The sequence below is a fragment of the Methylobacterium sp. WL6 genome (assembly GCF_008040095.1).
Taxonomy (GTDB): domain Bacteria; phylum Pseudomonadota; class Alphaproteobacteria; order Rhizobiales; family Beijerinckiaceae; genus Methylobacterium.
In genome coordinates this window covers 1-4,239 of sequence record NZ_VRVH01000355.1, presented here as the reverse complement: position 1 = coordinate 4,239, position 4,239 = coordinate 1, and the positions used below count along the sequence as shown (strand labels likewise).

Below are 4,239 nucleotides of genomic sequence, written 5' to 3'. Positions count from 1 at the left end.
CCGCCGGACGCATCGGGGCGCTCGAGGCGCGCCTCGGCGGTCGGGTCGGCGTGGCGTTCCGCGACGCGACGGGCGTGTTCCTCGGCCATCGCGCGGACGAAGCGTTCGCGCTGTGCAGCACCTTCAAGGTGCTGGCGGCGGCGGCGATCCTGGCCCGCGTCGCCGCCGGCCGCGAAACGCTCGATCGGCGCATCGCCTACGGGGCGGACGATCTGCAGAGCTACGCCCCGGTCACGCGCTCGGCCCTGGATGCGGCCGGCGGCGGCCATGCGGAGATGACCGTCGGTGGGCTCTGCGCGGCGGCGATCGTCCGGAGCGACAACACCGCGGCCAACCTGCTCCTCGACGCGCTGGGCGGACCGGCGGCGCTCACCGCCTGGCTGCGCGGGCAGGGCGACGCGGTCACCCGCCTCGACCGGACCGAGCCGACCCTCAACACCGCCCTGCCCGGCGATCCGCGCGACACCACCAGCCCGGCCGCGATCACCCGGACGCTGGACCGCTGCCTCCTCGGCGACGCGCTGGCCCCGCCGCACCGGGCGCGGCTGGAAGCCTGGATGGTCGCCTGCGAGACCGGCGGGGCCAAGCTCCGTGCCGGCCTGCCGCCCGCCTGGCCGGTCGGCGACAAGACCGGCAGCGGCGACAACGCGACGTCGAACGTCGTGGCGATCCTGCATCCGCCGGGCCGGGCGCCGATCCTCGCGGGTGTGTTCCTGACCGGCTCGGAGGCGCCGCCGGCCGCGCGGGACGCCGCCCATGCCGAGATCGGCCGCATCCTGGCGGAGGCGGTGTGATGGCCAAGGCGACGCCGCGGGCGACCCCCGCCTCGCGGGCGCTGGACAAGGCCGGCATCGCCTACGCGATGGTGGGCTACGCCTACGACCCGGAGGCGCCGCGCATCGGCCTGCAGGCGGCCGAGGCGCTCGGCGTCGAGCCGGGCTGCATCCTCAAGACCCTGATGGCCGCCGTCGACGGCCAGCCGGTCTGCCTGCTCGTCGCCTCCGACCGGGAGGTGGCGATGAAGCGGGTCGCCGCCGCGATGGGCGGCAAGGCGGCGTCGATGCTGAAGCCGCCGGAGGCGGAGCGGATCACCGGCTACCACGTCGGCGGGATCAGCCCGCTCGGAGCCAAGCGCCGGGTGCCGGTGCTGATCGATGCGGGATCGCTCGCCGGCCGCACCGAGATCCACGTCAACGGCGGCGGGCGCGGCCTGCAGCTGCGGCTCGCGACCGCCGACCTCGTCACGGTGCTCCAGGCCCGGCTGGTCGCGTTGGCCGATCGGTAACGATCGGTTCACCCTGTGCGCCGACACTGGCACCGCGTGCCCGGTTTCCGCGGGTCGGGGGACGACGTGCGCATGCGCGCGAGAGCGATGATCCGGGCCTGCTTCCTCTGCGGCTTCGCCGTGGGGCCCGCCGGCGCGGCCGACCTGTTCGCCCCCGAGCCGGGGCCGGCCTATGGCGGACCCGTCGCGAGCGCGCCGCGCTACTTCCCGCGCGGCGACGGCAGCGACGGCGTCCTGCTTCACGCCGCCCCGCCCCCGCGCCGGGTCGCCTGCCTGCCGCGCCGCGCGCCGGTGCCGACCAACGCGCCCGACGATCCGAGCTACGTCGGCTCGTCCTACGGCCTGTCGAAGCCGAGCTATTACGGCCTCACGCCCCCGCCGGGCGTCGACGACCCGTTCGGCCGGCCCCTGCTGCCGTATTGCCGATGAGCGCGACGGGGGCATGACCGGCGGCGGCCAACCCGATGCGGTCGCCGCCCCCTCCCCCTGCATGCACGAGGCTTGTGGTCCGGCACGCGCGGCGTATCCTGCCCGAATGACGCTGGGCGCTTTCTCCTTCGTGCTCGGCGACGAGCCGGTGACGGATTTCCGAGACCTCGACACGGTCGAGACGATCCGGTCGGCGACGTCGGACGACGGGGACGTGATCCCGGCCGGCAGCCGGGGCACCGTCGTCTCGGTGATTCGCGGCGGCTTCGCCTATGGGGTCGAGTTCGCCGAGCCCTACGGCGCCGTCGCGACCATGCTCGCAGCCGACCTGCGCCACGTCGGCGTTCCCGCGGCGTGACCTGCGAACCGCCGTTCGTTCGCAACTTCGTCCTGAACAGCGACAAGATCACGAAGTATCTTCTGGTGCCGTCCCATCCGCGCAATCAGGGCAAGGCGGCGTTCTTCCCGGACTTCGGGTTCAGCCTCGACCGGCCCGACGTGTTCGCCCGCGCCCTGCTGGGTCATGCCGCTTCGCAACGCTTCAGCAAGGCGACCGTCGACGCGATCGGCGCGCAACGCCTGGTCTAAGAGGGACCGCTGGACGCCCCGGACGGCCGCCATCCCGGAATCCGCACGGTCTCGCAGATGAGCGAGGATGCCGTGGCAGCCTTCGTCACGGCATTCCCGGGGCCGCGCCACCGAGCCGGTTGAAATTGCTCGACGGTCTTGCAAGAAGCCGCGGCGAGGCGGGGCGAGCCGATCTGCCCGCGGGCGGATCGCGCCGATCGCACGCCTGTTCCGCCGGAGCCCGCCATGCCAGCCCATCCCACCCCCGAGACGCAGGCCATCGCCGATCTCGCCCGCTTGCGCGAGACGGTCGCCGCGTGGCGCGCGGCCGGCGACCGCGTCGTGCTGGTGCCGACCATGGGTGCGCTGCATCGCGGCCACCTCGCGCTGATCGCGCATGCGCGGACCCTGGGCGAGCGCGTGGTGGCGAGCGTCTTCGTCAACCCGACCCAGTTCGGCCCGAGCGAGGATTTCGCCCGCTATCCGCGCGACGCCGCGAGCGACCTCGCCCTGCTGGCGCAGGCCGGGACGGACGCGGCCTGGATGCCGGAGGCGGCCGCCATGTACCCGCCGGGGTTTTCGAGCCGCATCGAGGTGGGCGGCCTCACCGAGGGGCTGTGCGGCGCCTTCCGCCCCGGCCACTTCTCGGGCGTGGCCACCGTGGTGACGAAGCTGCTCAACCAGGTCCGGCCGGATGCCGCCCTGTTCGGCGAGAAGGATTTCCAGCAGCTGCAGGTGATCCGGCGCGCGGTCGCCGACCTCGACCTCGATGTCGCGATCCACGGCATGCCGACGATCCGCGAGGCCGACGGCCTCGCCCTGTCCTCGCGCAACCGCTACCTCGCGCCGGCCGAGCGGGCGACCGCGCCGAAGCTCCACGCGGTCCTGTCCGACATCGCGGCGCAGGCGCGGGACGGCGGCGAGACGGCACCCGCCATCGCGCGCGGGATCGCCGCGCTGGAGGCCGCGGGATTCGCCGTGCAGTACCTCGCCGTCTGCGATGCGGCGACGCTGGCCCCGCTCGCCCGCGTCGACGGCCCGGCTCGCGTGCTCGCCGCCGCCTATCTCGGCAAGACCCGTCTGATCGACAACGTCGCGGTGTAAGCCCCCGGCCGCGCCGGCGTCAGCGCTTGGCGAGCAGCGGCTCGGGCTGCGGCCCGTCCGGCTTGTCGCCCGGATGGTCGTCGAGCTTGCCCAGCAGCACGATCGCCCGCAGCCAGCCGCGGGTGTCGGAGCCGCCGTAATTGCGCTCGGCGACGTCCCGGGTGACGTAGGCCTGCAGGTTCACCGGCCCGAAATTGTAGCCGACGAGGGCGCCGACGGCGAATTGGCCCTGACGCTGGTAGCTCGCCCGGCCGGTCGGCAGGTCGGTGGAGCCGAAGGCGACGGCACCGACCTCGAGCTTGCCGAACTTCTTCGTCGCGGTCAGGTCGAGGTTGAGGAAGTCCGGGTAGTACGTGCCGGTGGGCGAGGTGGTGTCGAAGAAGATCCCGTAGAGGAAATGCGCCGTCAGGTTCCAGCCGTCGCCGTTGTAGGTCGCGGCGAAGCGCTGGTGCAGCACCGGGTTCCGGATCACCACCTTGGTGTCGCTCGGCAGGTAGGCGCCGAGCAGGTAGCTGACGCCGACATGCTGGCCGAGATCCCAGGCGAGCTGGGCCGCGAGCAGGGTCTGGCCGAACCCGCTCTGGTAGCGCGCGCCGTTCGGCGCCGTCGCGGTCACCGGCTGCAGCACCGTGAACTGGAGCCGGGCATCCAGCACCCGCCACGGCGTCGCCCAGATGATGGACGGCAGGTTGACGTTGAGTTCCGAGTCGCGGGGTCGCGTGTCGCGCACGCCGAAGCTCGACGTGTCGATGAGGTACAGCCCCTCCGCCAGCGGAAACCCGGCCGGCAGGCCGACGGTCTGGCCCGGCTGCGCGGCCGAGCCCGCCCGGGCGGCTCCGTGCGCGGCGCACGCC

Annotated in this window: 7 protein-coding genes; 6 read left to right on the top strand and 1 reads right to left on the bottom strand. The window is 73.7% G+C overall.

Translation table 11 applies throughout. The features are described from left to right. The 6 genes from bla to panC form a co-directional block, all read left to right on the top strand. A partial coding sequence (bla, locus tag FV230_RS25395) for a class A beta-lactamase (protein ID WP_147844370.1) occupies positions 1 to 794 on the top strand: 794 nt, incomplete at its 5' end. Beyond that, entirely contained in the window at positions 794 to 1,285 is a 492-nt protein-coding gene (locus tag FV230_RS25390) for an aminoacyl-tRNA deacylase (RefSeq protein WP_147729711.1), read from the top strand. The genes bla and FV230_RS25390, both read left to right, overlap by 1 nt. A gap of 87 nt (positions 1,286 to 1,372) precedes the next feature. Further along, on the top strand, positions 1,373 to 1,714 hold the full coding sequence (locus FV230_RS25385) for a hypothetical protein (RefSeq protein ID WP_243932886.1): 342 nt from the start codon (positions 1,373 to 1,375) through the stop codon (positions 1,712 to 1,714). 106 nt (positions 1,715 to 1,820) lie between these two features. Continuing rightward, a complete protein-coding gene (locus tag FV230_RS25380; protein WP_147844369.1) occupies positions 1,821 to 2,072 on the top strand; it encodes a DUF4926 domain-containing protein in 252 nt (83 codons plus the stop codon). After that, a complete protein-coding gene (locus tag FV230_RS25375) occupies positions 2,069 to 2,302 on the top strand; it encodes a DUF6883 domain-containing protein (protein ID WP_147844368.1) in 234 nt (77 codons plus the stop codon). The genes FV230_RS25380 and FV230_RS25375 overlap by 4 nt, the downstream gene beginning before the upstream one ends. Before the next feature lie 225 nt (positions 2,303 to 2,527). Next, positions 2,528 to 3,385: a pantoate--beta-alanine ligase gene (gene panC / locus FV230_RS25370; RefSeq protein ID WP_147844367.1), complete on the top strand. Its 858-nt coding sequence runs from the start codon at positions 2,528 to 2,530 to the stop codon at positions 3,383 to 3,385. Positions 3,386 to 3,404: 19 nt separating this feature from the next. Here panC and FV230_RS25365 read toward each other — a convergent pair. Next, positions 3,405 to 4,239, bottom strand: an 835-nt coding sequence (locus FV230_RS25365; protein ID WP_147844366.1) for a transporter, incomplete at its 5' end; no start/stop codon positions are given.